Source organism: Kitasatospora sp. NPDC001175 (assembly GCF_053598215.1).
The window spans coordinates 22,905-47,978 of the sequence record NZ_JBSFJU010000032.1; the positions used below are offsets into that span (position 1 = coordinate 22,905).

Consider the following 25,074-nt stretch of genomic DNA (forward strand, 5'->3'; position numbering starts at 1 on the left):
ATGGAGCACCGACAGGCCGCGAAGACCGTTCAGGCCCGCGACTTCAAGACCCTGATGGACCGGATCCGCATCGTCGGAGACGAGCCTGCCGAGCAGGCACTGCTCGACGAACTCACCCTGCTCAAGCGCCCGTTCGTCCTCTCCTTCGTCAACGCCCATGCGGTGAACCTGGGGTGGCGCCGACCCGAGATGCTGGACGGGCTGTTCCGCTCGGACCTGCTGCTGCGCGACGGCATCGGGATGAAGCTGGGCATGCGGGTCTTCGGACGGCCGTACGGGCGGAACATGAACGGTACGGACTTCATCCCCGCCGTCTGCCGCGCCTACCGGGGCAGGCGGGTGGCGCTGTTCGGCACCCGCTCGCCGTGGCTGGACAACGCCCGCCGCACGCTGGAGTCTTGGGGACTGACCGTGGTCGCGACCCGGGAGGGCTTCGACCCGCCGGAGGAGTACGTCGGGCAGGCCCTCGCGGCCGAGCCCGACCTCGTGCTGCTGGCGATGGGCATGCCGAAGCAGGAGGCGGTCAGCATGGAGCTGCGCGCGGCCCTCTCGCACCCCGTCCTGATCGTGAACGGGGGTGCCGTGCTGGACCACCTCGGCGGGAAGGTGCCGCGGGCCCCGCTCGCCATGCGCAGGGCCGGCCTGGAGTGGCTGTTCCGCCTGGCCGTCGAACCCCGCCGGCTGTTCGGCCGCTATGTGATCGGCATACCCGTCTTCTGTTCCCGGATGGCCGCCCTCCGGCTCCGTCCCTCCCGCTGAGGCGCCACCTCGCCGCCGGCCGCACCGCCGTTGACGCCCCGCACCGCCGTTGGTGCCTCACGCTGCCCGCAACACCGTTCGGCGCCTGGCGCGGGAGCGCAGGTACTCGTCCGTCCAGAGGGTGCACGCCACCCCGCCCAGCATCCCGAGCGCGGCCACCCCCACCAGCCCCCGGCTCTTGACTCCGAGCACCGGCAGCGCGGTCGCCGGAACCAGTTGGTCACTGGTGATGTACCGCTGCTCGGGGATGTTCTTGCCGTCCTGCAGCCTGCGCAGCTCGGTGCCGAAGTACTGGACGATCACGTCGACTTCGAGGTCGGCCCGCTTCGGGTCGGCGCCCTTGACGCTGATCTCCACGGTGGGGACGACGTACGCCTCGGTCTTGGTGGTGCCGGTGTTCCGCGGCGCCAGGTCGAAGTCGCCGCTCACCCCGGCCTGCCGGAGCTCGCCCGTCCCCGACGGGCTCTTCAGGACGGTGACCACCGCCGCCCCGATGATCGCCAACGACGGCCGGAAGTCCGTCATCCCGCTCGGGTCCTGCGGTGTCTCGGGCGGTTTGATCCGCACCACGGCGGCGGACCGGTACACCACCGGTGGCTTCGCCACCACCACCGCACCGGCCAGTGTCAGCACCGCCGCCAGGGCAAGCACGTACCAGCGCCGCAGCAGCGCGCGCACCACTCCGCGAAAGGACATCGTCACCCCACCCCGTCGGCCATCCTGCCACCTCCCGGAGCGCGGTTGCGGCAGTTCGCGGATTGTTCTCCGCCCGCATGCCCGTTCCAACTAGGCTCGTACGGGGGTGTCTTGACAGCCAGCTCGGCATCGGCCGGGGCGACTGCGACACTGGGGTCAGCTACGGCCCCAGGGGGAGAATGTGTTGGACATGCGCGAGGTCCTTCGAGTGATCCGCAAACGCTGGTACGTCACGCTGCCGATCGTGCTGATCACGGTCGCGCTGTCCGCGGTGGCCAACTCGGTGCTTCCGACGACCTATCAGTCGCAGTGCTCCATCTCGCTGTTGAACTCTCCGGACGTCGCCGCCGAGGCGCCGAACAACGGCAATCCGTTCCTGAGCTTCAGCCAGGCGCTCACCGTGACCGCCGACTTCCTCGGGCGCAGACTCAGCTCGGACGAGTCCGCCAAGGACCTCAAGGCCCGTGGACTCACCGGCGAGTACGGGGTGAAGCTGGCGGACAACGCGATGGGGCCCTTCCTCACCCTGACGGTGACCGGCTCGGACCCGGCGCAGGTGAAGAAGTCGACCGTGGTGCTCAACACCTATGCCGCCGACCAGTTGAAGGCGATCCAGACCGAGCAGAAGGCGCCGGCCGGTGCGCAGATCACCTCGACGGTGATCATCCCCCCGCAGGAGCCGCAGGCGCAGCTGAAGCAGAAGCTGCAGTCCGTCGCGCTGATCGGGCTGGCCGGCCTGGCGGTCGCCTTCCTGTCCGCGTTCGTCGCCGAGAACCTGGCGGGCGTGCTGCAGCGGCGCCGGGCGGGCTCCGGTGCGGCTGCCGCCGGTGCCACGGCGGCGGACCAGGCGGCCGAGCCGTCGCTGGCCGCAGGGAGGTAGCGCCCGGATGGCGGATCGTCAGGCCACGGTCGAGGTCCCGTCGCGCCCGGTCCCGTCCGCGGGCGCGGCCGACCCGGCGGCCGGGGGCGCCTACGGGATGGACGCGGTGGCGGTGCTCACCGGCTACGTCCTGCTGGCGATGTTCATCCCGTCCAACCTGGTGCTGCCGGGCATGGGTGGGGTCGGCACCCCGGCGAACGTCGTCGCCCTGCTCGCGCTGCTCTGGTACCTCGCCGCCTGGCTGACCGACCGGATCGTCCCGGCCAGGGGCACCCACGCCCCGCGTATAGCCTTGGTGGTGTTCGGCGCGGCGGTGCTGCTGGCGTACATCGCCTGTGCCGGCCGGCCCGCCGTGACCAAGGAGCTGCAGGGCGCCGACCGGGGGCTGATCGCCGTACTGGCCTGGACGGGCCTGGTGGTGGTGTCCTCCGCCGGGATCACCGACCGGGCCAGGCTGGAGGTACTGCTGCGGCGGATGGTGGTGTGCGCGAGCATCGTGGCGCTGCTCGGCTGGTACGACTTCCTCACCGACACCAACATCGCCGCCTCGCTGCACATCCCCGGCCTGCAGTCGAGCGCCCCCGGGCTGGAGACGATGAGCCGGGGCGGCTTCACCCGGCCGCGCGGGACGACCGCCCAGCCGCTGGAGTTCAGCGGAATGCTTTCGATCATGCTGCCGTTCGCCGTGCAGCAGGCCTTCGATCCGGCCCGCCACCACCGCGGGGTGCTGCGCCGCTGGCTGCCGGTGTTCCTGATCGCCGGCGCGCTGCCGCTGTCGGTCTCCCGTACCGGCATCATCGGCGTCGGCGTCGCCCTGCTGGCCATGCTCCCGGCCTGGCGGCCGCGGCGGCGCACGGCCGTCCTGGGCACGCTCGGTGTGGGCGTGCTCGGTCTCGGGGTGGCGATACCCGGCCTGCTGTCCACCCTGACCGGCCTGTTCAGCTCCTTCTTCAGCAACACCGACGACAGCACCCAGGCCCGCACCGGCGACTACGCCAAGATCTGGGACTACATGCAGACCTCGCCGTGGATCGGCCACGGCATGGGCACCTTCATCCCGGAGCTGTACTTCTTCACCGACAACATGTACCTGCTGACCGCCGCCGAGATGGGCGTCTTCGGCCTCCTCGCCCTCCTGCTGCTCTTCCTCACCGGACTGCACTGCGGCGGCGCCGCCCGGCGCCTGGCCGAGGACGACGCCACCCGCGAGCTCGCCCAGTGCTTCGTCGCGGCCTCCGCCGTGGCGCTGGTCATCAGCGCCACCTTCGACTCGCTGGGGTTCCCCATGTTCGCGGGCATGTTCTTCCTGCTGCTGGGCATGGGTGGCAGCCTGCTCGGCAGCCTCCGCTCGGCGGCCGGAGCGGCCAGGTGAGCCTCGGCGCCAAGGTCCGGGCCGGTGCCCGGATCAGTCTGCTGAACACGGTGGTCATCCGGATCGGCAACTTCGCGGCCGGTGTGGTGCTGGCCCGCACCCTGCTCGGTCCGCGCGAGTGGGGTCTGTACGCCACCGGCATGGTCGCGCTCGGGGTGCTGCTCTCGGCCAACGAGATGGGCGTCAGTCTGGCGATCGTCCGCTGGGACCGGGACATGGGTGAGTTCGCCCCGACCGTCCTCACCCTCTCGGTGCTCTCCAGTACCGTGCTGTACGGGATGCTGTTCGTCGCGGCCCCGGCCACCGCGCGGGCGCTCGGCTCACCGGACGCGACAACCATGCTGCGGGTGCTCTGCTTCTCCGTGGTGATCGACGGCCTCGCCTGCGTGCCCAACCAGGTGATCGCCCGTGAGTTCCGGCAGGGCGCCCGGATGGTCCTCGACCTGCTCAACTTCCTGGTCACCACCGGCACCACGCTCGCCCTGGCCTACTCCGGCACCGGTGCGCTGAGCTTCGCCTGGGGTGCGCTCGCCGGCAATCTGTGCGCCCTGGCCGGCTGCGCCGTCGTGGTGCCCGGGGTGCTGCGCCCGGGCTGGAAGGCCACCGAGGCCCGCGCGCTGATCTCCTTCGGTCTGCCGCTGGCCGGGGCCAGCCTGCTGGTGCTCGCCATGCTCAACGTGGACTCGGTGGTGACCGGCGCCCTGCTCGGCCCGGTCGCCCTGGGCTTCTACCAACTGGCCTTCAACGTCTCCAGCTGGCCGGTCCGCAGCATCTCCGAGGCTGCCCGCCGGATCTCCTTCGCAGGCTTCTCCCGGGTCGCCGACTCCCGGGAGGCTCTGGCGGACGCCTTCGGCCGCGGGCTCGCCGTCCTGATGGTGGCCGCCGTACCGCCGTGCGTCCTGCTCGCGGTCCTCGCCGAACCGGTCGTGGCAACCATCTACGGCGAACGCTGGGCCCCCGCCGCCGGTGCGCTGCGGTGGCTGGCGCTGCTCGGACTGCTGCGGATCGCCTACGAGTTGGCGTACGACTGCCTGGCCGCGGCCGGCCGGCGCAGCTCGCTGATCGCGGTCCAGGGCTGGTGGCTGGCGGCGCTGGTCCCGGCGCTGCTGCTCGGCGCCCACCGCTGGGGCATCGGCGGCGTCGGCGCCGGCCATCTGGTGGTGGCGGCACTGCTGGTGGCCCCGGCCTTCTGGTGGGCGATGCGCCGGGCCGGGGTGGGTGGCGCGGTGGTGCTGCGGGCCTGTGCCCGGCCGTTCGGCGGCGGACTGCTGATGGCGGCCGTCTCGCTGCCCGTCTACCACTGGTGCGGCGAGACCCGTTGGGGGATGTTCGCGGCGGGCACGGCGGCGCTGGCGGCGTACGTACCGGTGGTGCTGCCGATGCGCCGGCAGCTGCGCGGCGGCGGGTCGAAGGCTCCGGTGCCGCACGAGGAACGGGTTCTGGCGGCGGAGGGTGAACGGTAGTGGCAGTGCTCGTACGGCAGGCGAAGCAGGTGCTGCGCGGCACCTTCGGCTTTCTGCGCCTGATGGAGACCCGGAACAAGGCAGTGCTGGCCTGGACGGCCGTCGGGCTGCGCCGACAGGAGGACGCCGAGGTCCGCCGGCTCGCGGCCGAGCTCGGCCGGCGCCCGTCGGCGCTGGTGGCGACGGTGATCCCGACCTACCGGCGCCCCGAGGGGCTGCGGCGCGCGGTGGCCAGCGCGCTGGCGCAGACCCTGCGGGAGCAGGTGGTGATCGTGGTGGACGACGGCGCCGGGCTTCCCGAACTCCCGGATGATCCACGGCTGTTCGCGGTCAGCCTGGCCCGGAACACGGCGGTGGCCGGCGTGGTGCGCAATGTCGGGATCCGGCTCACCTCGTCCCGGTACGTCGCCTTCCTGGACGACGACAACGAGTGGGAGCCCGACCATCTGGAGCGCGCCGTCCAGGCGCTCAGCGCTCCCGGTGGTCCGGACGCCGTCTACACGGCGCTGCGGCGGCTGCACCCGGACGGCAGCGAGATGGACGTCCTGTCCGTTCCCTTCGACCGGCGGCACGCGGCCGAGGAGGGCTTCCTGGACACCAACGCGGTGGTGGCCCGGCGTACCCGCGCGCTGCGGTTCAGTCGGCTGCGGCGGCCGCCGGAGGTGATCCCGCGCGAGGACTGGGAGTTGGTGTTCCGCTACAGCCGGACCCACCGGGTCGAACACCTGCCCGTACCAACCGTGCGCTATCTGGTCAACCCGGACAGCTACTGGTCCAGCTGGTCCGAGCGCTGAGTTCGACCGGCGAACTGACGCTCCCGCCCGCCCGTCGCCGGCCGCCCTCACGCGGCCGGCGACCTCCGCGTTCAGGCCGGCTTCGGCTCGCACACCATGAAGACGAAGTCGTGCCCGAGCGAGGGCAGTACGGCGTCCTCGGCGGCGAAGCAGCGCTCGATCAGCCTCGCCTCCTCCTCGCCGCCGTCGCGGAAGTTCTGCGCGATACCGGAGAAGGCAACGTGCAACACCGTTCCGCCGTAAGGGCGTTCCTCCAGCACCCGGTAGCGGTTGCGGATCGCGGGCAGCAGCCGGGCCGCGTCCACGGCCTCCGAGGGATCGTCCAGCCGCATCGACAGCAGACTCGGCCGCACCGCACGGCGCTTGATCCTCCCGTCCGCCAGTCTGCGCCGCTCGGGCGGGAGCCCCGCCAGCAACCGGTCGACCGCGCGCAGCTGGCCACTGGTCCACTGGAACTTGGTCGGCCCGACGAACTCGTCCACGATCAGGAGTCCGCCGGGGTTCAGCAACCCGGCGATCCGGTCCATGGTCCGGTCCAGCCGGTCGAAGTGGTGCAGCGACTGCAGACCGAGCACGATGTCGTACTTCTCGCCCGCCTGCAGCAGTTCGCGGACGTCGGCGGTCCGGAAGCCCAGTACGTCGTCCAGGCCGAGCTCCTTGGCCCGGCCGGTGGCGTAGGCGATCCGGTCCGGGGAGATGTCGATGCCGGTGATGTGCTCGAAGACGCCGAGGCGGGCCCAGATCACCTCGTTGCCGCCGGTGCCGCAGCCCAGCGACAGGGCGCGCAGGCCGCTGCGGCCGGCCAGCCACCGGTCGGCGACGTACTCGGGGAACCCGATCTCGGGATCGCCGCTGGCGAAGGTGTTCCACCGCCGGACCACGGCCGGTATCGCCCACCACTCCTGCAGCGACGGATCCACGGCGGACCAGTGGGCGACCACCCGCTCCGTACCACGGATCCGCACCTTGGACACCAGTCGGTCGAGCTGCCCCCGCCGCAGCTTCCGCCCGACACGGTAGACGTCATGGCGGTTCACCAGGTTGTTGAACACGGACTCCCTTTTCCCTCGCAGAAGTTTCACCGTTCCCAGGCGTGCCGAGCATCGCTTGGCGGTCCTGCTAGATCCCCCGCAACCGCCAGGACTTCCACCACAGCCACTCCCGCCCCTTGGCCACCACGGCCGTGAGCACCAGCGGCTGCAGGTACGGCATCGCCCGCGCCCCGATCCGCCGCCGCAGCCGCAGGCCCCGGTACTCGGGCAGCGTGCGGTAGGCCGGCCAGCACTCGGCGGCGAAGGCCACGAGTTCGGCCTCGGGGACGACGTCCGTGCGGCCCCGGTCGTAGGCGCGGACGGCCCGCCGCAGCGCGAGCCGGGCGAGCTTCCGGTTGACGGTGTCGGCGAGAGGGCACGCCCGGGGGATCCGGTCGCCGCACTTGGCGATCACCGAGTCGTAGGCGGTCTTGTTCTGCCGCAGGTCGTCCATCTGCCCGCCGAACTCGGTGGCGGACATGTTCTCGCCGTGCCGCCGGTAGTACGCCTGGTCGACGCCCCTGAGGTAGCCGACGTCGGCGCGCGCGGCGAGCCGCATCCACATCTCCACGTCCCCGGCATGCGGCAACTCGGGGTCGTAGCCGCCGACTTCCCGCTGCAGCGAGGTGCGGACCACCACCTCGGGCGAGGTGATGCAGCCGTGCGCCTCCTTGAAGCGGCGCTCCAGCCACCACCCGCCCGGGTAGACGGTGGTGCCGCGCAGCCGGGTTCGGGCGGGCGGCAGCGGCTTGCCGTGCTGGAAGTGGATGGGGTGGCCGTAGACGAAGCCGACGCGGGGACTGGCGTCCAGCAGGGCGGCGGCGCGGGTGAGTGCGCCGGGGGTGAGCCGGTCGTCGGCGGAGAGCAGCACGGTGTAGTCGCCGTCGGCCCACTCCAACAGGCCCTCGTTGTACGTGGCGATGTGGCCCTTGTTGGTCTCGTGCACCCGGACCTCGATCCGGGAGTCGGTGGCGGCCAGCTTCCGGGCGACCTCGGCGGAGTCGTCCGGCGAGGCGTCGTCGATGATCAGTACCCGGACGTCCACGCCGGGTTGTTCGTCCAGCACGCTGCTCACGCAGTCGGCGAGATAGTGCCCGTACCTGTAGCACGGGATGACCACGCTCACGGTGCTCAACTTGGCTCTCGTCCTCTCGGATCGGGTGGGGAAAGAGGTCCGGTCCCGCCGCACGGCGGGACCGGGCCGGAGCAGGGGGGTGTCACCCCGTGCGGCGGGCCGCCGGGGTGGCCGACCCACTCGGTGGGGCGAGCGGCGCCGGTTCCCGGCCCGGGACGGCCGTCTGCGGCCCCTTGGCCTTGCCCAGCAGGCCGTTCAGCACTCCGCCGAGGACGTCCGTCAGCGGCTTCAGCGGAGCGGCGAGGTTCAGCACGGCGGGCTGTGCCGCGGCGGCCGGCCGGACGTTGGTGAAGACCGGGTCGACCCAGTAGTTGGTGGAGTTGAAGGTGCTGGTCGGGAAGCCGCCGGCGCCGTACTTGTAGACGCCGTTGGCGCTGCCCGCGCCGTCGGCGACGGCCCGCAGCGGGTACGCCGAGTAGCCCGCGGCGAGGTAGCCGTTGCTGGCGGAGTAGTGCCCGTTCGGCGCGTGGTAGGAGACGACGTAGCTGGTGCCCGCGGTGATCGCCACCGGGGTGGTGAAGTTGAGCTGCTGCCAGCCGCTGGCGCTCTCGCCCGTGAAGGTGCCACTCGCCAGCTGGGTGCCGGTGTTGCTCCACAGCGTGGCGGTGTGGGTGCCGGTGTTGGCGACCGACTTGTAGAACCGCACGCCGGTGATCCAGCCGTCCAGGGTGGAGGTGAACCGGGTGCCCAGCTCGACCGCGCCGGCGTCGCCCGAGTCGATGCTGGCCGGTGCGGCGGTGGAGTCCCACAGCGAGCAGGGGCAGTTGACCGCGGGCGGGGTGGCGCTGGTGGTGAAGGTCCAGCTCCTGGAGCCGCCCATCGGGTTGCCCCACGGGTCGGCGGCCTGGACGGTGGCGGTGTAGGCGGTGTTCAGCGCCAGCTGCCCGTTGGGGCGCAGCGTGGCGGTGGCGGTCGCCGAGTCGTAGCTCGTGCTCGCGGTGACCGGGGTGCCGCCGGGGCCGGTCAGGGTGAACTTGAGGGTGCCGGTGTCGATGGTGTGGTTGAAGGTGGCGGTCGGGGTCGCGGTGATGGCGACGCCTGTGCTGCCGGTGGCGGGTGTGGTCCCGGTGACGGCGGGCGGGGTGATGGTGTCCACCGAGGTGTCGAGGACGGCGTCCACCCAGTAGTTGGAGCTGTGGTAGCTGGAGTTCGGGAACCCACCGCCGGTGTTGTAGCGGTAGAGGGCGTTGTCTCCGTCGGCTCCGGCCATCAGGGCCTTGATCGGGTCGATTCCGGCGCCCTGGCTGGTGAAGTAGCCGTCGTCGTAGGAGTAGTGGCCGTTGGGGGCGTAGTAGGAGGCGATGTAGGTGGTGTTGGCCTTGACCGGGACGGGCGTGGCGAAGGTCAGCTGCTGCCAGCCGCTGGCGCTCTCGCCGGTGAAGGTGCCGGTCGCCAGGCGGGTGCCGTCGGTGCTCCACAGGCTGCCGGTGTGGGTGCCGGTGTTCAGCGCGGACTTGTAGAAGCGGATGCCGGTGACGGCGCCGTTGACGGTGGTGCGGAACTTGGTACCGAGCTCGATCGCCCCGGCGTCACCGGAGTCGGTGTGGGCCGGCACGGCGGAACTGGGCCAGATGGTGCAGGGGCACTGCTGCGGGCCGACGGTCAGGTTGACGGTTGCGACCGGCCCGGTGTTGACGGAGTCGTTGACGCCGCGGACTTGGATCGAGGCCGCGCCCTGGGCGAGCGGGGTCCAGGTGTAGCTCCAGTTGGCCAGGCCGGTGGCACCCTTCCAGGTGGTGCCGCCGTCGACCGAGACCTCGACCCGGGCGACCTGGCCTCCGCCGAGGTCGGCGGCGGTGCCGCTGACGGTGACGGGCTTGAGCACGGGGACGGTGACGCCGGCGGCCGGGGTGTTCACCGTGACGGTGGGGCCGGTGAGTTCGGTGGAGGCACTGGCCCTGACCAGGCCGGACTGCAGGGTGGTCGGCTGGACGCCCATGTCGGCCAGCAGGTTGACGGTCGCCTGCTGCATCCTGGGATCCTCGTTGGTGGCGTTGCCCACGTGCAGGGTGTCCAGGCCCCAGGACCACTGGACCGTGCCGGACCCGAAGACCAGTGCCTTGGAGACCGGGTCGCGGTAGATGGTCGGGCTGTGGGTGGCGACGCCGTTGCCGTAGGTGTTGCCGTTGTCCAGCAGGTAGGTGCCGTCGGTGATGCTGACGGTGGTGGAGGAGAGGTCGACGGCGCCCGGCGGCCGGAAGCCGTTGTCCTCGTCCACGTCCCACTCGTAGCCGAGGGTGCCGGTCGGGAAGGTGGCGACCTGTCCGGGCTGCAGGTCGGCGATCGAGGTGTTGCGCCAGATCCGCAGCTTGCCGTAGGCGGCGGGGACGGTCATCGCGTCGTTGCGGTAGCCGTTGACCCGGAACAGCTGGCCGGTCACCGCGTTCTGCGGTTTGCCGCCGCCGCGTCCGGCGCCGACCGGGTCCATCCAGGTGCCGGTCCACTGGCCGCTGGGGTCGGGCACGCCGTCCACTCCGGGGATCTGGAGCTTGGTCTCCTTGTAGCTGACCATGGTGCGGTACGGGGTGGCCGTGCCGTCGATGGAGTTCTCGAACCGGGTGCGCCAGAACATCTCGTTGGCGGAGAAGAAGGCCAGGTTGACGCCGGCGGCCCGGGCGGCGGTCACGTTGTCGCGCTGGGCCTGGTTCCAGTACTCGTCATGGCCGTTGGACATGAAGACCTTGTGGTTCTGCAGCAGCAGCCCCTTGGTGGTGACGTCGATGCCGGAGAGGTAGCTGACGTCGTACCCGTTGCGCTCCAGCCAGCCGATCATCGCGTACTCGGAGCCGTAGACGCCGTTGTCGGCGCCGATGTCCAGGGGGCGGTTGTAACTCACCTTGTAGGCGCGGCCGTCGGGCGCCGGGCCGGAGCCGAGGTAGAGGTTCTGACCGCCCCAGGTGTTGTACGCCTGCCAGGTCTCGTCGCTGGTCTGCACCACGAGGTCGCTGTGGCTCCCCTCGTCCCGGACCACGAACGGGTAGGGCATCAGCCCGGTGCCGTCCGCCTGCGAGATGTTGGCGATGTACAGGCCGGAGACCGCGTCGCCGGGGACCGTCCAGCTGGCGGTGACGCTCCAGTTGCCGCAGTCGACCAGCCCGGTGGAGCTGTCGGAGAGGCAGTTGGGCTGGCTCTTGGCCGGGAAGGTCGCGGTGGGCGAGGTCGGCATCCGCCGGGCCCGGTTGCCCTGGTACCAGCCCAGCCGGTAGATGTCGATGGTGTACGGGGTGGGCGAGTTCACCTTGAACTGGAGGGTGTCGCCGGCCTTGACGCTCTCGTGGGTGGTGAAGCCCTGGATGGCGCCCCAGGCGTTCGGGGAGTACCAGTCCGACATCGGGTCACCGGGCTTGGTGTTCTCGCAGGCGACCTTGTTGGTGACGGGCGGGGCACACGGGTCGCCCGCCGCGTGCGCCGCCGGCGCCGCCGCGAGGCCGGTGGCCGCGAGCAGCAGCACGGCGGCCAGCAGGGCTCGCAGGAACCCCGCCGTGCCGTGTCCGCCGCGCCGGATGGCCGGACGGGGTGGGGATATGTTCATCGTGCTGCCGTTCTTCATTGCCGTTGCTCCCCTGATGTGCCTATGAACTCCCGGGCACCGGCGGGGGATTCGCCCCTTCGGGTGCCCCAGCCGCCGCGCGCAGGAACCGGGCCGGACTGCCGGCCCAGACCTGGCGCGGAGGCACGTCGTGCAGTACCACCGACCCCATGCCGACCAGTGACCACCGGCCGACCGTGGTGTACTCGCGGACCATCGCGCCCGCGCCGAGGTAGCAGCCGCGCTCCAGCCGCACCCCGCCGCCGAGGCGGACCCCGGTGGCCAGCGTGACCAGGTCGGCGACCTCGGTGTCATGGGTGAGTACCGTCTGCGGCATCACGGCGACGTGCGCGCCCACCGTCGCCCGGGCGGTCATCACCACGTTCGCCAGCAGCACGCTGCCCGGCCCGAGTTCGGCGGCGTGGGCGATCTGTGCGCTCGGGTGCACCAGGGTGGCGTACCGGTCCTCGGGCAGCTTCAGCCGCTCCAGCAGATCCGAACGGCTGTGGTACACCCGGGGGTTGACCGTGCACAGCACCACCTGCGCGTCGGGCAGGTCGTGCACCGCCTCGGCCGGGCCGAGCACCGGGACACCGTCCACCTCGCTGCCGTGCAGTGCCTCGTTGTCGTCCAGGAAGCCGCGCAGCCGCCAGCTGTCGCCGGCCGCCCGGGCCGCCTCGGCGGCCTCCCGGCCGAAGCCCCCGGCGCCGACGATCACCAGGTCCCGCCTCAGCACGCGGCCTCCCCCGCTCGGGCCGCTACTCGCCCGCTCGCCTCCGGGCGCTCCCCGCGGCGGAGCCGCTGATCGGCGGGGTCGACGCCGACGCTCGCCCCCAGCCTTGGCGGCTGGGAGGTGCCCCCAGCTCCTACGCCCGGTCCGCTCACTTGCCGTTCGTCGCTCTCGGCGTCGGCGCGCCCTTCAGCCGAGGCGAGCGGCACCAGCGCGCCGTCGCGCTCCAGGCTCAGCTCGGCCGCCTCCAGGATCTCCAGCACCCGCAGCCCCGACCGGCCGTCGGTGAGCGGGGCGCGACCCTGTCGGATGGCGGCGGCGAACTCCTCCACCACCCCGCGCAGCGCCTCCTTCTCACCGAGCGCGGGCGCGACCATGTCGCCGGAGCGGTAGTCGACCTGCCGCTCCCGGCGCTCCCCGTCGCCGAGCTGCTCGGGGGTGGCGAGGTCGACGCCCCGGTCGAACAGGGCGATCCGCTGCTGCGGGTTGAGGTCGTCCCAGATCACGGTGCGCTTGGAGCCGCCGACCATGGTGGTGCGCACCTTGGTCGGGGAGAGCCAGTTGACGTGCACGTGGGCGATCGCCCCGGAGGCCAGCTGCAGCGTCAGGTACGCCACGCAGGCCCGGCCGACGCCGAGCGGGTCGGCGCCCTGCGCGGCCACCGCGACCGGTCGGTCGGCCTCGGGCAGTACCGCGTCCAGGATCGACAGGTCGTGCGGGGCGAGGTCCCAGAGCACGTCCACGTCCTTCTGGACCAGGCCGAGGTTGATCCGGACCGAGTCCACGTACTGGATGTCGCCGAGCTCCCCGGAGCCGACCAGCTCACGGATCCGGCCGACCGCCGGTGTGTAGCAGTAGGTGTGGTCGCACATCAGCACCAGGCCGCGCCGCTCGGCCTCGGCGACCAGCAGCCGGCCCTCCTCGCCGGTGGCCGCGAGCGGCTTCTCCACCAGCACGTGCTTGCCCGCGCGCAGCGCGGCCAGCGCCACCTCCAGGTGGGTGCCGGCCGGGGTGGCGACGGCGACGGCCGCCACCCCGGGGTCGGCGAGAACCTCGGCGTAGTCGTCGGTGGCGGCCACCGTCGAGTACTCGCCCAGCACCCGCCGCGCCCGGAGAAGGTCCAGGTCGCAGAGCCAGCGCAGCCGGAACTCCGGTGAGGCCTGGAAGTTGCGCACCAGGTTCGGGCCCCAGTAGCCGGCCCCGACCACGGCCAGGCCCAGCGGAGGGGCTTGCGTCCGGGCGGTCGGCGCAGTGGCTGTCACGTGACGGTTCCTTTCGAAGTGATCTGACGAGTCGTCAATCATTCCCGCCCATCCGGCAGGTGTGTCAGTAGGCGCCCTTGCCGCGGGCCACGGCGCCCGTGGTGCGCAGCAGGATCCGCGCGTCCAGCGCGTGGGACCAGTTGTCGACGTAGCTGAGGTCGAGCCGGACGGCTTCCTTCCAGGGCAGGTCGGAACGTCCGCTGACCTGCCAGAGCCCGGTCAGTCCCGGCTTGACCAGCAGCCGGCGGCGGGTGACCTCGTCGTAGTCGAGGGTCTCCTCGGGCAGTGGGGGCCTGGGCCCGACCAGGGACATGTGCCCGGCCAACACGTTGATCAGCTGCGGGAGTTCGTCCAGCGAGTAGCGGCGCAGGAACCGGCCGACGCCGGTGGTCCTCGGGTCCCCTGGCAGCTTGAACAGCGGACCGTCGCTGTTGACGTTGAGCTCCGCGAGCTCGTCCCTGAGCTCCTCGGCGTTCTGCACCATGGTGCGGAACTTGAGCATGGTGAACTGCTCGCCGCCCAGGCCCGCCCGGCGCTGCTGGAACAGCGCGGGCCCGGGGCTGGTGCTGCGCACGGCGGCCGCGACCACCAGCAGCAGCGGGGTGAGCAGTAACAGTCCGACGGCGGCGATCAGCCGGTCGAGGATCTCCTTCGGCAGCCGGGCCAGGGCCGAGCCGACGGGGGCCCGCAGGTGCAGCAGCGGCAGGCCGCCGATGCTGCGGACGCTGAGCCGGGCTGCGGCGACATCGGCCAACTGCGGGCTGATCAGCAGCTGGACGCCCTCAGCGGCCAGGTCCCAGCCGAGCCGGCGCAGCGCCATCTGGTCCAGGGCCGCGTCCGGCAGCACGATGACCATCTCGCAGCCGGTGCGGCGGACCACCGAGACCACGTTCTCCCGGCCGCCCAGTACGGGCAGTTGCGGGTCGGGCCGCCGGTCCGGCGCGGGTGCCGCGGTGAGGCAGGCGCCGACCAGCCGCAGGCCGTGCGGCGACTGCCTCGCCAGAGACCCGGCCAGCTCGGCCACCCCGCCGGGGTGGCCGAGCACCAGCACCCGGCGCAGGTTGCGTCCGGCCGACCAGGCGGCCGCCAGCCGCCACTGCAGGACCCGGCGCAGCGCCAGGGTCAGGGCGGCCGCGCCGGCCAGCGCGAGCACCGCGTCGTAGACCAGTTCGTCGCGGCCGAGGGCGAGTCCGGAGCCCAGGACGGCGATGGCGCCGAGCACCAGGGCGGCCCTGGTTATTCGGCGGTACTCCTCCAGCCCCCCGGTCAACTGCCGCTGCCCGTAGGCACGGACGGCCAGCAGCGCGAGCGGCCACAGCAGCGGCAGCAGCAGGACGACCTCCCGCCGCGCACCGCAGAACTGGGCGGCCACGGCGGTGGCGGCCGCGGCCCCCAGGTCGAGGGCGACGAGCTTCACAAGATGGTCGTACTCCCACCGCCGTTGCGGCTCCCGGGGTGTGATGACATCACGAATACTCTCCGAACGTGCGGCCGACTCGACGGCCATACTTCCCCCCTGGTGCGTCCGACAAAGGTTGCCCCGAACTGCGAATACGAGCGCCGGACACCGACATCCCCCACCGAAGGCCGTGTCGCTCGCGTAGCACCATGCGATCCCCACCGAGCAAGGTAGCGGCCCGATCACCTCCCGCGAGGACAAACCGCAAACAATCTCTTCAACTATGTAGCCGTACCGTGGAGATGATGTTGAGACGAATCCCTGACCGAGGTCCGCAATCCGTCGCATACTGGGCTCGCGCCAGCTGGAGGGGAATGATGAAGCCTGCGACGGTCGAGGTGATCGTGGTCACCTGGAACAGTGCCGAGGTCCTGCCCGGACTGCTGGACTCCCTGGAACAGGGGCTCCAGGGAGTCCAGTGGCGGCTGACGGTGGCCGACAACGCCTCGGCGGACGGAACTCTGACGCTCCTCCAGGAGCGGATACCCGGGGCCAGGATCGTCCGGACCGGCTACAACGCCGGGTACGCGGCGGCGATCAACGCCGCACTCGCCGGTCTCGAACCCCGCACCGCCGTCCTGGTGCTCAACCCGGACATCCGCCTCTCCCCCGGCTGCGTCGCCGCCATGCTGCCGCACCTCGACCGCCCCGGCACCGGCATCGTGGTGCCCCGGCTGCACGGCGAGAGCGGCGCCCTCACCCACTCGCTGCGCCGCGAACCCGCCGTGCTGCGGGCGATCGGCGAGGCCGTGCTGGGCAACCGCCGGGCCGGGCGCTGGTCGCTGCTCGGCGAGACCATCACCGCCGGGGCCGCCTACCGCGCCGCCACCACCGTCGACTGGGCCACCGGTGCGGCCCTGCTGATCTCCTGGGACTGCCTGCGGGACTGCGGCCCCTGGGACGAATCGTTCTTCCTCTACTCCGAGGAGACCGAGTACGCGCTGCGCGCCCGTGACCTCGGCCACCGCACCCGGCTCGCCCCCGACGCCCACGCCGTGCACCTGGAGGGCGACTCCGAGGTCTCGCCCCGGCTGTGGACTCTGCTCACCCTCAACAAGGTCCGGCTGTTCCACCGCCGCAACTCCGCCGCGGCCAGCGCCGTGTTCTGGGCGGCGATGCTGCTGCGCGAGGGCTCCCGGGCACTGCTCGGCCAGGAGCGCAGCCGGCGGGCCGCCGCGGCCCTGCTCAGTCCCGCCAGGCTGCGCACCCGGCCGACCGCGGACAACCTGGTCTGACCGGTGTACCTCTCCTCCAGTCGGGCCGCCGACTCCGCGGCCGGGACCGGCACCGGATCTCCCCGCTCCCGCGCCGGGCGCCGGGTCGCAGCCAATGTGCTGGCGCTCGGGGTGGTCAGCTTCCTCACCGACGTCTCCTCCGAGATGGTCAGCTCGGTGCTGCCGCTGTACTACACCTCGGTGCTCGGTCTGACGATGCTCCAAACCGGCTTCCTGGACGGGCTGTTCAACGGGGCATCGGTCTTCCTGCGACTGGCCGGCGCCCACCTCGCCGACCGGTTCCACGCCCGCAAGCCGGTCGCGGTGGCCGGTTACGCGCTCTCCGCCGTGTGCAAGCTCGGCCTGCCGGCGGCGGGCGCCTCGCTCCCGGGCATCAGCACCGTGCTGGCCGTGGACCGCAGCGGCAAGGGCCTGCGCACCGCCCCGCGCGACGCACTGATCTCGCTCTCCAGCACCCCCGGGGCACAGGGCCGGGCCTTCGGTGTGCACCGCACCCTGGACACCGCGGGCGCCTTCGGCGGTCCGCTGATCGCCTTCGCAGTCCTCTCGGCCGTGGCCACCGCCTATGACGCGGTGTTCATGGCGAGCTTCTGCGTGGCCGCCGTGGGCGTCCTGGTGCTGCTGCTCTTCGTCCGCGAGCGGCGCGGCCCCCGCCCCGAACGCCGGCCGGTCACCCTCGGCGCCGCCTTCGGCCTGCTGCGTGAGGGGGCCTTCGGCCGCACCTGCCTGTGCGTGATGCTGCTGGAGACCGCGACCATCAGCGACGCCTTCGTCTACCTGTCCCTCCAGCGCCAGGACGACCTGGCCGCCCGCTGGTTCCCGCTGCTGGCCCTCGGCACCGCCGCGCCGTACCTGCTGCTCTCGCTGCCGCTCGGTTCGCTGTCCGACCGGCTCGGGCCCTGGCGGCTCTTCCTCGCCGGACACGTCTGCTTCCTCACCGTCCTCGCGCTGCTCGCCTCCTCCCGGGGCGGGCCGGTGGTGCTGGTCGCAGTGCTCGTGCTGCACGGCGTCTTCTACGCGGCCACCGACGCCCCGCTGATGGCCCATGCCGCCGCCCTGCTGCCCGCGCACTCCCGCACCTCGGGCTTCGCAGTGCTGCAGAGCCTCCAGGCGCTGGGGATGTTCGCCTCCTCGCTGCTGTTCGGCCTGGCGTACCGCTACCTGGGGCCGCATCCGACCCTGTACGCCTTCGGCCTCGGCCTGCTGCTCTGCCTGGTGGCGTCGGCCGTACTGGTCCGCGCCGTCCTGCCCCGCCCCCTGAACGCGCCGACCGCGAAAGAGGCGAAGTGACCTTGACCCGCCGAGTCCCGTCCGAGGCCGACCAGGACGGGCCGCTGTTCACCAGGGGTCGCCTCGCCGTCTTCGCCGTGGCCCTGGTGCTGCTAGCCGGCCTCGGCATCGGCTACGGCCTGCACGCCGCTCACCGCGCCGACCGCGGCATGCACCAGGGGTCCGGCACGGCCCCCGCCGCCGGGGAGCTCGACCTCACCGGCGCACACGGCGAGCTGCTGTTCCGCGACACCGAACCGGGCCCCGGCTTCGGCCTGCTGGCCACCGTCGACCGCGCCGACCCCACCGGCCCGCGCACCGTCGGCCACACCGCCTGCGAGCGCGTCTACTCCGCTGCCGGCACGGTCGTCTGCCTCACCACCGAGTACGGCGCGATCCCCAGCCACCACGTCAGGATCCTGGACGCCGCCCTGCGCGAGCGGCGCCGGATCGACCTCGGCGCGGGCGCCCCCAACCGCGCCCGGATCTCCGCCTCCGGCCGGATGGCCTCCTGGACGGTCTTCACCTCCGGCGACTCCTACGCCGCCAACTCCTTCTCCACCCGCACCTCCGTCCTGGACGTGCGCACCGGAGCCCTGACCGCCACCCTGGAGGACTTCTCCGTCAGCAAGGACGGCGAGTCCTACCTGCCGGCGGACCGCAACTTCTGGGGCGTCACCTTCACCTCGGACGACAACACCTTCTACGCCACCATGTCCCCGGTGAGCACCGGGAAGACGTACCTGGTCAGGGGAGACCTGGCGGCACGCCGGATGACCGTGCTGCGGGAGAACGTCGAGTGCCCCTCGCTCTCCCCCGACAACACCAGGATCGCCTTCAAGAAGCGCGTCTCCAGCGATCCGGTCCGCCCCTGGCGGCTGTACGTGCTGGACCTGGCGAGCGGCAGGGAGACCGAACTCGCCGAGACGCACAGCGTCGACGACCAGGCCGCCTGGCTCGACGACACCACCCTCGCCTACGCCCTCCCGGCCGCCGGCGGCACCGGCTCCGACCTGTGGACCGTACCGGCCGACGGCACCGGCAGCCCCGCCCTGCTGCTGCACGGCGGCTTCTCCCCCGCGCTGCTGCCGTAGCCCGGTAGCCGCTGCCGCCGTCCCCCGGAAGCCGCTGCCGCCGCAGCTCAGTAGATCAGGTAGCCCGGCCGGTGCCCCTCGTCGGCGATCTCGCCGTTCGCCTGGGCCTTCAGCCGGTGCGACAGGTCCTCCAGCGCGCGTGAGGCCGCCAGTTCCTCCCCGATCCGCGCCAGCGGGCGATCCTCCACGCTGCGGGTCGCCTCGCCGTGCCCGCGCAGCCCCGGTGCCCGGGGTCCGACCAGGGACGCCTCGCAGACGGTGTGCACCCCGTCCTCGGAGAAGCTCAGCTGCACATCCCACTGGTTCTGCATGGCGACCTCCCAAACCCCCTGCTGCCGTCGCTACCCCAAGCGTGCGCCCCGCCCCCGCCGCCTGCAAGGCACGGCCGCCCGGGCCCCGTCCGCCGCCCGGGCGCCGCGCGCTGACCGACCGTCAGGATGCCCTACCACCCGATCAGTCCACGTGTGCCGGAGCGGCCACTTGAGAACGAATGGTTATGTTTGGGACCCTTATGTCCCTATTTATCCGCGAGGTGATCCGCATGTCCCCGCATGAGCCTGTCACCGTCCAGGACCGCGCAGCCGGGATCCGGCCCGCCGACTCCCGCCGCACCGGCGACTGAGGGCGTCCCGGCCTTGCCCACCCCACACCCTTCGAAGCCCGAGACGGTCGAGACGGCCACCCTCAGGCTCGCGAGTGACGTCGCCTGCGCCCTGAGGGGTGCGGGCGACGCCGCGTTCCGGCTGGAGCAGCACCCGCAGGGCGCCGAGGCCGCCCACCTCGGTGCCGTACGGGCGCTCGGAGCCGACGCGCTGGCCCCCTTCGTCGTCGGCCCGCACACCCTGGGCCCCGGCGACGTCGCCCTGCTCACCGAGGCCGTCCGCGCCGTCCCCGCCCCACGGCCGCTCGACCCCGTCACCGACCGGCTCTGGGGCCTGCGCGACTGGGCCCTGTGCCGCACCCTGACCGCCCTCGGCGTCGACCCGGACGGCTGGGACGGGCTCGCCGACATCCACCGGTACGGCCTCGCCGCACCCGCACCCGCGCCCGTCGATCCGGTCCAACGGATCGAGCCCCGGCTCGCCGACGAGCCGTGGCCCACCTGGACGACCGGCCTGGCCCAGCTGTCCTCGCTGGCCCTGCCCGGACTGCACTGCCCGCAGCGTGACCAGGCCAGGCGCCGCCGGCTGGACCTCGGCCGGGGCCTCACCCACGCGCTGCTCCGCCGCGACCTGCTGCGCGCCGCCCGGCTGGCCCGCTGGCTCGCCCTGGACAGCGCCACCCGTCCCGAACCGCTGCTGAGCACCGCACTGGCCCACATCGAGGTGCTCGCCGCCGACCAGCCCAGGACGCTGCTGGAGACCACCCTGGCCCGCCGGACCGCCGACACCGACCGGTACTGGATGGGGGCGCGCTGATGGACCCGCTCGACCTGCACCTGCCCCGCCAGGTGGGCGCCCGCGCCCTTGAGTGGCTGGACCGCTGCCACGGCTCCCTCGCGCTGGACCCGGCCGTGCCCTGGTACGAGATCGACGAGCCCTCCCTCGGGGCGCTGGCCGAACTGGCGCTGGCCGCCGCGACGGTCCGGCGGGAGTCGGTGGGCAGCCCGGAGACCGCCCGGACCGCCGACCGGCTGCTGGCCTTCAGCTGGCGACAGTTCCACGAGGGCGAGCTGCTGTACGAGCTCCAGCGGCAGACGCCCGCGGCCACTTACCCGATGGAGATCTACTCGCCGCTCGCCGCACTCGGCTACCGCCACCGCGCCCTGGACCGGCTGCTCGCCCACCTGTCCGCCACCAGGGCCGCCCAGGTGCCGGAGCACTCACCGGGCCGCCGACTCGCCGTGGCCGCCGCCGCCCGCCGGATCGGGCTGCCCGGCCACCACGACCTGGCCGAGCTGACCCGCCGCACCTGGCTCGGCGGCGTCCCCGAGCCCTGGATGCTGGACGGCCGGGGCGCCCACGGGGTCACCCGCACCGTCTTCCACCTCACCGACCGGGGCGCCGACCCGGCCGGCCTGCCCGCACACCTCCAGCGCTATCTGCACCAGTGGCTCCCGGCCTGGCTGCAGGCCTTCACCGAGGCCCGCAGCTGGGACCTGCTCGGCGAACTCCTCGCCGTCGGCGCCTGCCTGGAGCAGCCGCTGTTCCACGCCGAGGCGTGGGCGGCCCTCGCCCAGGCGCAGCAGGCGGACGGCATGCTGCCGGGTGGCGCCACCCGGCCGCCCTCCGGCCCCGAGCGGGCCTTCCGCAGCCACCACCCGACGATCACCGCTGCAGTCGCCGGAACCCTGGCGCTCTCCCGGGCGATCGGCAGTCCCCGAGCGGCGGGGGTGGCTAGTTGAGCGAGCGAAGCCCCGGGACACACCCCCTCCCACCAGCCGGTCAGGCGGCCCGAAGCGCCGAACTCACCACCGCTGCCGACTCGTTCGCCCTGCCCGGCCCGCCGCGCCCGGCACCGGCGTGCAACCCCTCCGAGGGCGAGCTGCGCGAACTGCTCGCCGCACAGGCCGCGGTGGTGACCGCCGATCCCCTGGTCCCGGCAGTGGTGATCTCGGCGATCCGCCCGGGCGCGGCCGCCGTGTACTGCACGGGCGTCCTCACCCTGGGCGGCAGCACCACCCCCGACCCCGCCACCCGCTTCCAGGTCGGCTCGCTCACCAAGGCGTTCACGACCCTGCTGTTCGCCGAACTGGTCGCCCGCGGCGAGGTCGCCGAGGCCGACCCGATCGAGACCTACCTCCCGGTCGGGGCCGCCCCGCGCCGCCGATCCGAGCCGCCGATCACCCTGTTCGACCTGGCCACCCACACCTCCGGACTCCCCCGGCTCCCCCGGGGGCTCTACCGCAGCGCGGCGGCCCGGATCGTCTCCGACCCGTACGCAAGGTACGGGGAGGCCGAGTTGTACCGTGCCACCGCCAGGCTGCGGCCCCGCCGCTCACCGCCCGCCGTCCGGTACTCCACCTTCGGGATGGGGCTGCTGGGCCTGCTGCTCGCCCGGGCCGCCCAGGCCGAGTACGGCGAGCTGCTCGCCGAGCGGGTCCTGCGGCCGCTCGGCCTCACCGGCACCGGTACCGGCGACTTCGACGCCACCATGGCCAACCGGGCGAGCGGCCACCGCCGCGGCCGGACGGTGCCGGACTGGCACTTCCAGGCGCTCGCCCCGGCGGGCGCCCTGCACTCCTGCGGGGCCGACCTGCTCACCTTCCTGCGCGCCCAACTCCACCCCGGGCAGACTCCGTTGGCCGAGGCACTGCGTGCCACCCAGCGGCCCCGCCACTCGCTGCCGGACGGTGCCGGACCGGTCTGCCTCGGCTGGAACCACCGGATCACCCGCCGCGGCCGGACCGTCCTCTCGCACGCCGGCGCCACCGGCGGCTTCACCGGCTACCTCGCAGTCAGCCCGGACGCCGGGGCGGGCGTCGCAGTGCTGGCCAACGCCACCCCGACCCGTGCCCACCCGGTCGTCGGTGCGGGCCGCCGGATCCTGCACGACCTCCTCCGCCCACCGGCGGCCTGAGCCCCACGCCCCGGCGGCCGGGGAGACCGTCGGGGCACGGGGAGCCGCGCGGACAGGACGGCCGCAAGGCCGCAGACCGGTCCGCGCGGCTCCCCGTGCGTCCGTCCGGGCCTCCACAGCGGCGGTCAGGGCCGCGGGCCCCCCAGCCGGTGCAGGAACAGATCCAGGTCGTCACCTCCCACCGGACACGGCCTCCCCCACTCTTCCGGGTTCCACAACTCGCGCTGCCCGGCCGTACCTCCTCCGGAACCCGCCGACCCGTTCGCCACTCACGGCGTGACCGTACCCGCGGTGCGCGCGAGAATGGGGTGAGGTGACCTCCCAGGGAGGGAGCGCGGACATGGCCCGCTCAGTCGGTATCGACCTCGGTACCACCAACTCCGTCGTCTGCATCCTGGAGGGCGGCGAGCCCTCGGTGATCCCGAACGCCGAGGGTGCCAGGACGACACCGTCCGTGGTGGCCTTCAGCAAGACCGGCGAGGTGCTGGTCGGCGAGGTCGCCAAGCGCCAGGCGGTCACCAACGTGGACCGCACCGCCCGCTCGGTCAAACGCCACATGGGCGAACCCGACTGGCACTTCCCGGAGTCCGGCGACATCGACGGCAAGCGGTACACCGCGCAGGAGATCTCCGCCCGGGTGCTGCAGAAGCTGAAGCGGGACGCCTCCGCGTACCTCGGCGAGGAGGTCACCGACGCCGTGGTCACCGTCCCGGCTTACTTCAACGACGCCCAGCGGACGGCCACCAAGGAGGCGGGCGAGATCGCCGGTCTGCGGGTGCTGCGGATCGTCAACGAGCCGACCGCGGCCGCGCTGGCATACGGGCTGGACAAGGAGAACGAGCAGACGATCCTGGTCTTCGACCTCGGTGGTGGCACCTTCGACGTCTCGCTGCTGGAGATCGGCGAGGGTGTGGTGGAGGTGAAGTCCACCAACGGCGACACCCACCTCGGCGGGGACGACTGGGACCAGCGCATCGTCGACCACCTGGTCAAGGAGTTCAAGAACGGCTACGGCGTGGACCTGTCCAAGGACAAGATGGCCTCGCAGCGCCTGCGCGAGGCCGCTGAGAAGGCCAAGATCGAACTGTCCTCGGCCACCGAGACCACCATCAACCTGCCCTACATCAGCGCCTCGCCCGAGGGCCCGCTGCACCTGGAACAGCGGCTCAGCCGGGCGGAGTTCCAGCAGCTCACCGCCGACCTGCTGGAACGCTGCAAGACGCCGTTCCACCACGCGATCGAGGACGCACGGATCACGGTCAAGGACATCGACCACGTGATCCTGGTGGGCGGCTCCACCAGGATGCCGGCCGTCACCGAGCTGGTGAAGGAGCTCACCGGACGCGACCCGCACAAGGGCGTCAACCCGGACGAGGTCGTCGCGATCGGCGCCGCGCTGCAGGCGGGCGTGCTCAAGGGTGAGGTCAAGGACGTCCTGCTGCTGGACGTCACCCCGCTGTCCCTCGGCATCGAGACCAAGGGCGGCATCATGACCAGGCTGATCGAGCGCAACACCACGATCCCGACCAAGCGCTCGGAGATCTTCACCACGGCCGAGGACAACCAGCCGTCCGTGCAGATCCAGGTCTACCAGGGCGAGCGCGAGATCGCGGCCTACAACAAGAAGCTCGGCATGTTCGAGCTGACCGGCCTGCCGCCCGCGCCGCGCGGCCTGCCGCAGATCGAGGTCACCTTCGACATCGACGCCAACGGCATCATGCACGTGGCCGCGAAGGACCTCGGCACCGGCAAGGAGCAGCGGATGACCGTCACCGGCGGGTCCGCGCTGCCGAAGGACGACATCAACCGGATGATGCGGGACGCGGAGCAGCACGCCGAGGAGGACCGCCGCAGGCGCGAGGCGGCCGAGACCCGCAACCAGGGCGAGCAGCTGGTCTACACCACCGAGAAGCTGATCCGGGAGAACCCGGACAAGATCCCCCAGGATGTGAAGAGCGAGGTCGAGCAGCCCATGGCCGAGCTCAAGGAGGCCCTGAAGGGCACCGACGACGCCGCGATCCGCACCGCACTGGAGCGGGCGAGCACGGCGGCGCAGCGGATCGGCGCGGCGATGTACGCGCAGTCCCAGGCTCAGGCTCCAGGCGGCCAGGCGGGCGAGGGCGGCGCCGGCGGGGCCAGGGAGGACGAGGTGGTGGACGCCGAGATCGTCGACGAGGACCGGCCGAAGGGGACGTCCCCATGAACGACTCCCACGAGGGCGAGCGCTCCGGCGAACTGGTGCTCTGCGGCGCCCGGCACCGTGCCGAGCCCGACTTCACGCCCGTCCGGTCTCGCGCCGATGAGGAGGTGCCGACGACCCCCGAGGAGCTGACGGCCCTGCTGGCCGAGCGGACCGCCGATCTCCAGCGGGTGCAGGCCGACTTCGAGAACTACCGCAAGCGGGTGCGGCGGGACCGGCTGGCCGTCCGGGAGATCGCGGTGGCGAACGTCCTGCTCGGCCTGCTGCCGGTGCTGGACGCCCTCGACCGGGCCCGCGAGTTCGGCGAGGTGACCGGCGGGTTCCAGGCCGTCGCGGACGAGCTGACCGAGCACCTCGCCGCACTCGGCCTGCTCCCGTTCGGCGAGGTGGGCGAGCGCTTCGACCCCACCCGGCACGAGGCCCTGACCTACCTCCACTCCCCGCAGGCGGCCACCCCCGTCTGCACCGCCGTCCACCGGCCGGGCTACCGGGTCGGCGGCCATCTGCTGCGCCCTGCCCAGGTGACGGTCACCGCACCGCCCGAGCACGGGTGACGGCCGTCGCGCCGCGCGCACGGGCGGTGATCACCGCACCTACCGGGCAAGGGTGTTGGCGAGAATGCCGGGCCCGTGACCGGATCGGTTCAC

General features: G+C 72.5%; 21 protein-coding genes. 13 read left to right on the forward strand and 8 right to left on the reverse strand.

Features of this window, described 5'->3' with window-relative positions; all coding sequences use genetic code 11:
* Positions 1-759: a WecB/TagA/CpsF family glycosyltransferase gene (locus tag ACWDAK_RS22640; RefSeq protein ID WP_344635531.1), complete on the forward strand. Its 759-nt coding sequence runs from the start codon at positions 1-3 to the stop codon at positions 757-759.
* A 57-nt stretch (positions 760-816) separates the two neighbouring features.
* Here ACWDAK_RS22640 and ACWDAK_RS22645 read toward each other — a convergent pair whose 3' ends face one another.
* A complete protein-coding gene (locus ACWDAK_RS22645) occupies positions 817-1,455 on the reverse strand; it encodes a hypothetical protein (protein WP_344635532.1) in 639 nt (212 codons plus the stop codon).
* Positions 1,456-1,645: 190 nt separating this feature from the next.
* Here ACWDAK_RS22645 and ACWDAK_RS22650 point away from each other — a divergent pair, with 190 nt between their 5' ends.
* The 4 genes from ACWDAK_RS22650 to ACWDAK_RS22665 are packed head-to-tail and all read left to right on the forward strand — an operon-like array spanning position 1,646 to position 5,964.
* The gene (locus ACWDAK_RS22650; protein ID WP_344635533.1) at positions 1,646-2,335 is read left to right on the forward strand and encodes a YveK family protein; all 690 of its coding nucleotides are present in this window, start codon (positions 1,646-1,648) and stop codon (positions 2,333-2,335) included.
* Positions 2,336-2,342: 7 nt separating this feature from the next.
* Positions 2,343-3,707, forward strand: coding sequence for an O-antigen ligase family protein (locus ACWDAK_RS22655; protein WP_344635534.1), 1,365 nt, complete (start codon positions 2,343-2,345; stop codon positions 3,705-3,707).
* On the forward strand, positions 3,704-5,170 hold the full coding sequence (locus tag ACWDAK_RS22660; RefSeq protein ID WP_427393045.1) for an oligosaccharide flippase family protein: 1,467 nt from the start codon (positions 3,704-3,706) through the stop codon (positions 5,168-5,170). The genes ACWDAK_RS22655 and ACWDAK_RS22660 overlap by 4 nt, the downstream gene beginning before the upstream one ends.
* Positions 5,170-5,964 (forward strand): glycosyltransferase family 2 protein, encoded by a 795-nt coding sequence (locus tag ACWDAK_RS22665; RefSeq protein WP_344635536.1) that lies wholly within the window; start codon positions 5,170-5,172, stop codon positions 5,962-5,964. The genes ACWDAK_RS22660 and ACWDAK_RS22665 overlap by 1 nt, the downstream gene beginning before the upstream one ends.
* A 71-nt stretch (positions 5,965-6,035) precedes the next feature.
* On the opposite strand, the gene ACWDAK_RS22670 is transcribed toward ACWDAK_RS22665, so the two are convergent.
* The 6 genes from ACWDAK_RS22670 to ACWDAK_RS22695 form a co-directional block, all read right to left on the reverse strand.
* Complete coding sequence (locus ACWDAK_RS22670; protein ID WP_427393044.1) at positions 6,036-7,016, reverse strand: class I SAM-dependent methyltransferase; 981 nt, start codon at positions 7,014-7,016, stop codon at positions 6,036-6,038.
* Positions 7,017-7,083: 67 nt separating this feature from the next.
* Positions 7,084-8,121 (reverse strand): glycosyltransferase family 2 protein, encoded by a 1,038-nt coding sequence (locus tag ACWDAK_RS22675; RefSeq protein WP_344635717.1) that lies wholly within the window; start codon positions 8,119-8,121, stop codon positions 7,084-7,086.
* A gap of 91 nt (positions 8,122-8,212) precedes the next feature.
* The gene (locus tag ACWDAK_RS22680) at positions 8,213-11,680 is read right to left on the reverse strand and encodes a DUF4082 domain-containing protein (protein ID WP_427393043.1); all 3,468 of its coding nucleotides are present in this window, start codon (positions 11,678-11,680) and stop codon (positions 8,213-8,215) included.
* 22 nt (positions 11,681-11,702) lie between these two features.
* Positions 11,703-12,395 carry an acetyltransferase gene (locus tag ACWDAK_RS22685; RefSeq protein ID WP_427393042.1) on the reverse strand — a complete coding sequence of 231 codons (693 nt, stop codon included), beginning with the start codon at positions 12,393-12,395 and terminating at the stop codon, positions 11,703-11,705.
* A complete protein-coding gene (locus tag ACWDAK_RS22690) occupies positions 12,389-13,651 on the reverse strand; it encodes a Gfo/Idh/MocA family protein (protein ID WP_427393041.1) in 1,263 nt (420 codons plus the stop codon). The genes ACWDAK_RS22685 and ACWDAK_RS22690 overlap by 7 nt, the downstream gene beginning before the upstream one ends.
* A gap of 64 nt (positions 13,652-13,715) precedes the next feature.
* Complete coding sequence (locus tag ACWDAK_RS22695) at positions 13,716-15,068, reverse strand: sugar transferase (RefSeq protein ID WP_344635541.1); 1,353 nt, start codon at positions 15,066-15,068, stop codon at positions 13,716-13,718.
* Between the two features lie 359 nt (positions 15,069-15,427).
* On the opposite strand from ACWDAK_RS22695, the gene ACWDAK_RS22700 reads away from it, so the two are divergent.
* The 3 genes from ACWDAK_RS22700 to ACWDAK_RS22710 are packed head-to-tail and all read left to right on the forward strand — an operon-like array spanning position 15,428 to position 18,708.
* Positions 15,428-16,345 carry a glycosyltransferase family 2 protein gene (locus tag ACWDAK_RS22700; RefSeq protein WP_344635542.1) on the forward strand — a complete coding sequence of 306 codons (918 nt, stop codon included), beginning with the start codon at positions 15,428-15,430 and terminating at the stop codon, positions 16,343-16,345.
* A gap of 3 nt (positions 16,346-16,348) precedes the next feature.
* The gene (locus ACWDAK_RS22705; RefSeq protein WP_427393040.1) at positions 16,349-17,635 is read left to right on the forward strand and encodes an MFS transporter; all 1,287 of its coding nucleotides are present in this window, start codon (positions 16,349-16,351) and stop codon (positions 17,633-17,635) included.
* Positions 17,632-18,708, forward strand: a complete 1,077-nt coding sequence (locus ACWDAK_RS22710) for a TolB family protein (RefSeq protein WP_427393039.1) — start codon at positions 17,632-17,634, stop codon at positions 18,706-18,708. The genes ACWDAK_RS22705 and ACWDAK_RS22710 overlap by 4 nt, the downstream gene beginning before the upstream one ends.
* Before the next feature lie 47 nt (positions 18,709-18,755).
* Here the strand turns inward: ACWDAK_RS22710 and ACWDAK_RS22715 are convergent, their stop codons facing one another.
* A complete protein-coding gene (locus ACWDAK_RS22715) occupies positions 18,756-19,019 on the reverse strand; it encodes a dsRBD fold-containing protein (protein WP_344635545.1) in 264 nt (87 codons plus the stop codon).
* 324 nt (positions 19,020-19,343) lie between these two features.
* Between ACWDAK_RS22715 and ACWDAK_RS22720 the strand changes: the two genes are divergently transcribed.
* The 5 genes from ACWDAK_RS22720 to grpE all read left to right on the forward strand — a co-directional run bounded on the left by ACWDAK_RS22720 (position 19,344) and on the right by grpE (position 24,981).
* Entirely contained in the window at positions 19,344-20,126 is a 783-nt protein-coding gene (locus tag ACWDAK_RS22720) for a hypothetical protein (protein ID WP_427393038.1), read from the forward strand.
* A complete protein-coding gene (locus ACWDAK_RS22725) occupies positions 20,126-21,052 on the forward strand; it encodes a DUF6895 family protein (RefSeq protein ID WP_344635547.1) in 927 nt (308 codons plus the stop codon). Before ACWDAK_RS22720 ends, ACWDAK_RS22725 begins: the two co-directional genes overlap by 1 nt.
* Entirely contained in the window at positions 21,049-22,227 is a 1,179-nt protein-coding gene (locus tag ACWDAK_RS22730) for a serine hydrolase domain-containing protein (RefSeq protein ID WP_344635548.1), read from the forward strand. Before ACWDAK_RS22725 ends, ACWDAK_RS22730 begins: the two co-directional genes overlap by 4 nt.
* A gap of 340 nt (positions 22,228-22,567) precedes the next feature.
* On the forward strand, positions 22,568-24,430 hold the full coding sequence (gene dnaK / locus ACWDAK_RS22735; RefSeq protein WP_344635549.1) for a molecular chaperone DnaK: 1,863 nt from the start codon (positions 22,568-22,570) through the stop codon (positions 24,428-24,430).
* A complete protein-coding gene (grpE, locus tag ACWDAK_RS22740; protein WP_344635550.1) occupies positions 24,427-24,981 on the forward strand; it encodes a nucleotide exchange factor GrpE in 555 nt (184 codons plus the stop codon). Before dnaK ends, grpE begins: the two co-directional genes overlap by 4 nt.
* Positions 24,982-25,074: the final 93 nt, after the last annotated feature.